The sequence below is a fragment of the Fluviicola sp. genome, assembly GCF_030151805.1.
In the GTDB taxonomy this organism is placed as follows: Bacteria; Bacteroidota; Bacteroidia; order Flavobacteriales_D; family Crocinitomicaceae; genus Fluviicola.
Genome location: NZ_JASLCN010000388.1, coordinates 1 through 6051 on the forward strand (window position 1 = coordinate 1; position 6051 = coordinate 6051).

General features: G+C 43.1%; 1 protein-coding gene and 1 pseudogene. Both read left to right on the forward strand.

Going from position 1 to position 6051, the window contains the following annotated elements:
- Positions 1-489: 489 nt before the first annotated feature.
- A complete protein-coding gene (locus Q1V93_RS14610; protein ID WP_300665678.1) occupies positions 490-3885 on the forward strand; it encodes a T9SS type A sorting domain-containing protein in 3396 nt (1131 codons plus the stop codon).
- 292 nt (positions 3886-4177) lie between these two features.
- Positions 4178-6051: pseudogene (locus Q1V93_RS14615) on the forward strand (hypothetical protein); the annotation flags it as partial.

Genomic DNA, 6051 nt, shown 5'->3' on the forward strand with positions numbered 1-6051 from the left:
GTCAAGTACGGATAGAGCATAGGTAGAGTATGGGTTAAGTATGGATACAGTATTAAAATGTTATAGATTTAACATGCGCTTTTAGGGCGTTTCAGCCGTTTTCAACCCCTCTTCGACCTCGTTTCCTGGAATCAGGAAGAAATGAGACCTTGGAATCCTAAAATCAAAACACGTTACAGTTGTGTAAAAACGACTGTAAAAAAAGAAGTTCATCCCTCCATTTGCATCCCAACACACTAACTATCAACATCTTGCCTCTAACTCCTTCAGCCTCATCTACCCTTCATAATTCGTAATTAAAATTACCTCCATTTTCGTACACTGCATACATTAAATAACACGGAGGGGCTTTTTGCCACTCCTTTTTTACCAACTATTTATACAAGTATCAAAAGTACTCAAGCAAAACTGCAAGCCACTATTCTGTTCCAAACACGGAATGATATTTACATACCTTTGCTACTTCTTTCTAACATTGAGTTACTTATGATGAAAAAACTACTTTTCTCCTTCATTGCGCTGACTCCTTTGTTTTCCTTCTCTCAAGGCTGGAATTACATCGGAAGTTCAACCGGAATTGCCAATGCAACAGAAGTTGACATAGAGGTAACGCCCAACGGAAATTTGTATGCCGCATACATTGATGCGTCAAATTCCAATAAGATTACCGTACGCAAATGGAATGCAGGCAACAATTCCTGGCAATTGGTAGGAAATGCGGGAATCGGAGATGCCAATGTATTCGACCTCGAACTGGTTGTACTTGGTGAAACAACTCCGGTTGTAGCTGCAAAAACCTTCTATCAGACAACGTATGAATTCCTGGAGATATATAAATTCAACGGAACAACCTGGATGAGTCAGGCAATCGGGTCGGGAGGCTACAATCACATCGAGCATTCTTACGATTATTCACTGCGCGGCAATGCTTCCAATCAGCTGTTTCTCACTTTCTTCAACATAGATCCGCAATCCACAGGATATTCCCCGCAAGACGCTTTGATCACGGTCAATATGACTACACAAACGCTTTACGGCGGAACAAGCCCGAACCTGGAACAAACCAGTTTTGCAGGTGAAGTCAGTTCGTATATCGACGGAAACAATGCTTATGTGATTCACGGAGAAGCAGATATGTCTGACTACATTCCTTTGGATGTTTCCACCAACGGCGCTGCCTATTCCAACTATACCTTAGACAATATGGACGGCGCTTCCAAAATGCTGATCGAAAAGAATAACGGTGCAACGGCTTACAGTTCTGTCTGGTCGGTTCCCTATTCTGCTTATCCGTTAAAATTCCGTTCTTTCAACGGAACAGCATTCGGAACACAGGTCAATATCAGTACGGGAAGCAATGTGACGGATTTTGATTTCGATACGTACTTCAACGATGCGTATGTATTCTACAAAACAGCTTCCACCTGCTTTTTCCAAAAAGTAACGAATGTGTCATCGCCTTCCATACCGCCCGCAATATCTTCCGGAGTTACCCTGGCTCCTGCAACAGCAAGCTCTTTGAAAACAGAAGTATACAACAACGTATACGTTATTGCATATGTAGATGGCGGAAAGTTCTACGTAAAGGAATACAATCAACTGGCTAATATCGAGGATTACGATCTTTTCACCATGTGTGAATCATCCGTTTTCAATAATTCGGCGAGTAATTCCATCTCCTGTTTGGATCCGAATTTCAGTCAGCAGGGTTTAACCATGACTTGCGTTTCTCAAAACGTTTCTGTGATTCCGAATTCTGCAATTTCCGTTGCAGGTGCCGGAACACTGAATTTTTCATTGAATATCAGTAACACCAATGACGTGAGTTCTCCGACCATCGTAGACCTGCAGTTTGAATTATTCGACAACGGAGTCTCTTGCGGAACAACTTTAATTTCCATTACGGTCAATCCGAAACCCAACATTAACTTTACAAACACCATCAATGCTGTTTGTAAAAATGCCGATCCGATCAATCTGAATTCCTGGGCAACACCAAACGGTGGAACCTGGAGCGGAACGGGAATTCTGAACAATACCTTTTATCCATCCTACCCAACCGGTTCAAGTGTAATAATGAATTACACCAAAACCAATCAATATGGTTGTACCAGTTCCGGAACATTGCCGTTTACGATCAATCAAACTCCGAATCTGAACGTAACTACGACCTCATCCGATTGCAATCAAAATACAGGGTCTGCTTCCGTAGCGATTACCAGCGGTCAGGCTCCTTATCTGATTTACTGGAGCTCCGGATCAACACAATCAAGCACCAGTAATTTAGCTCCGGGACAATACGTTGTTTCCGTAACGGATGCAAACGGGTGTCTTTCAACTGCTACTTCCATGATCGGGTCAAACGGACTTTCTCAAACAGGGGTTTCAACCGGAGCTTCCTGTTATGGTTCAGGCAACGGATCCGTTAACGTAACAACTACCGGTGGCGCAGCTCCATTGGTTTATTCCTGGTCGAGCGGTGCAACAACCGAAGATCTTTCAAACTGTACCGGAGGTCCTTACGAATTAACCATTACCGATGCATTGGGGTGTGTTTCCACCGCGACTTACGTGGTTCAGGAACCACAACAGATTATGCTGAATCAGATGACCATTACCCAACCCGCTTGTTCCGCAACAAACGGACAGGCAACAGCTTCTTTCAACGGTGGAACAAGTCCTTTCAATTATACCTGGACCAATGCACAGGGAACGAACCTGAATGTCAACAATACGACGCTGACCAACATCGGTGCAGGAATTTATTTCTGTACGATCACAGACGCAAACAATTGTACTTTTACCGGCAGCGCTTTGGTTTCAAATAATTCCGGACCAACTTTAGCCATTGATACCATTATCGCTTCTTCCTGTTCCAATGACGGAGAAATTCAACTCGGCGTTATTTCCGGGAACCCACAAAGTTATCTTTGGACAAACGGCGCAAGCACTCAAAACATTTCCAATCTTGCACCGGGAACGTATTCCGTTTCCGTAACAGGAGCTTCCGGATGTATCACCGTTTTGGGCGGAACAGTTGGTTCTACCCTTCCCGATCCGGTACAGATTTGTTTGGTTACTGTTGATTCCACGACCAATACCAACCTGGTTGTTTGGGAAAAACCAATTACAAACGGAATCGATCATTTCAACATTTACCGTGAAACGTCACAAGCAGGACTTTACCAGCTTGTAGGAGCTGTAAATTATACCGATGAATCCATTTTTAATGATTTGGTAGCTTCCCCGAATGTGCGTTCCTGGAGATACAAAATTGCTTCTGTGGACGACTGCGGAACGGAATCTTCCCTGAGTCTGCATCATAAAACCATTCATTTGGTCATCAGTCAGGGTTTGGGAGCTGATATTAACTTGTTCTGGGACAGTTATGAAGGGTTCAACTATTCGAACTTCGTCCTGAAAAGACACACGAATGCAGACGGTTGGACAACCGTTGCAACGATGCCGAATAACTTGTTTACCTATACCGATCAACCGACTTCTACCGATGGTTTGTTTTACGTAGTAACCGTTGATGCCCCAAGTACCTGCTCAAGTACGAAAATGGCACAGGATTTCAATACAACCCGTTCCAACAGAGACAACCGGCTTTCAACCGGGCAACCGAATTCCTTGTCCGAATTGATTGATCAGGCAGTAACCATTTATCCGAATCCTGCAAGCAGCTTCCTGAATGTGGAGAACTCCTCCAATCAATGGATCAAAGCAACTGTGCTCGATCAGATGGGAAGAGTGATTTCTGTTTGGACTCTTGCTCCGGGACAAACTAAAATGGAATGTGGAAAACTGGCTGCAGGAATGTACAACCTCGAATTACAATCACAAGGTGCCAAAACATTGAAGCGTTTTGTAATTGAACACTAAAGAAATCAGGGGCAAGTCATAAAAAATCAAAAAAAGGTTGATCTTCCCGGTCAGCCTTTTTTAATTTCCGACATTTTTCTGTTTGACAAAGCCTCTCTATAAACTCCTGAAAATAAAAACCTTAAAATAACATTCATAGATTCTTCTTTCCAAAACCCGCTACTAAAAGGATTCAGTAATTTGATGTATCCATTTTAAGAATCCATTGTTGACTATCTTTTTCGTTCATTGTGTCCTGATATTTGAGTAATTTTATCGCCCTTTTAAAAACTACAACAAATAGCTAATTTACATGAAGAAGGTTCTCTTCCTTTGCGTCACCTTTATTTCCCTTTTTTCATTTTCACAGGATTGGAATTCCATCGGAAACCCTGCCGGAATTGCAAATGCCACTGAAGTCGATGTTGAAATTACTCCCGGAGGTAAACTCTATGCTGCTTATATTGATACCGATCATTCCAAAAAAGTTTCGGTTGCCAGATGGAACGCCGGAAACAATAGTTGGGAACTCATTGGAAATGCCGGAATCGGAGACGCCAATGTCTTCGATTTGAAACTGATCATCCTGGATGAAGTTTACCCGGTTTTCACAGCCAAAACATTCTACCAGGGAACAACCCAGGCACTTGAAGTTTATAAATTCGATGGGGGAAACTGGACGAGTCAAATGACCGGTCTCGGAGCAAACTACAATCAGCTGGATCACAGCTCTGATTACTCTTTGCAGGGAACATCACTCGGAAAATGGTTCTTGACCTTTAAAAATCCAGTCACCGCTTCTCCTACTTACAACCGGGTGATAACGATCAACATGTCCACTCAGGCGCTTCATGGCACAGCAAGTTCCTATGCCCTGCTTTCCGCTTCTTCCGGAAAACTAAGTTCGTATGTGGATGATAATAACGCTGCTGTAATTCACGGGCAAACCGGTGTCACAAGCAATATTCATTTGGATGCTTCCGGAACTTCGGGCATTTATTCTCAGAACTATACCTTTGAAGCCGGTTTGTTGGCCGATAACATTTCCAAAATGCAGATCGAAAGAAACACAGATTTGTCGGCATATGTATTTATCTGGGCCTCTACAGCCTCCAATAATCCCTTAAAATTCAACACGCTCTCCAATGCTGCCCTGAATACGGAGCTTGTTTTGAGCACAGGAAGCAGCATCAGTGATTTTGAATTCGATACTTATAGCAGCGATGCATATGTATTCTACAAAAATGCAACGTCTTGTTTCTACGTGAAAATAACCAACGTAACAAGTCCAACTGTTTCAACGATTTCTTCCGGAAGCACACTGGCTCCTTCAACAGCAACATCCCTGGAAACACAGGTTTACAATGGAATCTATGTGATTGCCTATGTAGACGGTGGGAAGTTTTATGTAAAAGAATACAATCAACTGGCAAATATTGAGGACCACAGTCTTTTTACCATGTGTGAATCATCTGTGCTCAATAATCCTGCAAACAATGCTGTTTACTGCCTCGATCCGAATTTCAGTCAGCAGGGTTTAACGATGACCTGTATTTCTCAGAATGTTTCCATTATTCCCAATTCAGCGCTCAGCATTTCAGGATCCGGAAGTCTTCAATTCTCCATAACTATCGGGAACACCAACGATATCAGCTCACCGATGATTGTTGATCTGCAAGTTGAATTATTTGATAACGGAATCTCTTGCGGAACAAAATTGATTCCCGTTACGATTTACCCGAAACCGGATCTTGCTTTCACCAATACGATTACTGCGGTTTGTAAGAATACAGAACCGATTAACCTGGTTTCCTGGGCCACACCGGCGGGAGGAACCTGGAGCGGAACGGGAATTCTGAACAACATCTTTTACCCTTCTTACCCGGCAGCTTCGGCAACGGTCATGAATTATACCAAAACCAATCAATACGGTTGTACCAGTTCCGGCGCATTGTCATTTACAATCAATCAAACCCCGGATCTGAACGTCACAAGCACTTCTTCCGATTGCAATCAAAGTACCGGAACAGCTTCCGTTGCAATTACTTCAGGCCAGGCTCCCTACTCGATTTATTGGAGCAGCGGATCCACACAATCAATGACGAGCAATCTTGCTCCCGGACAATATGTTGTTTCAGTAACGGATGCAAACGGCTGTCTTTCAACGGCCTCTTCCATGATCGGATC

Coding starts and splice junctions, on each gene's coding strand:
- Q1V93_RS14610 (WP_300665678.1), top strand. CDS start 490: ATGAAAAAACTACTTTTCTCCTTCATTGCGCTGACTCCTTTGTTTTCC.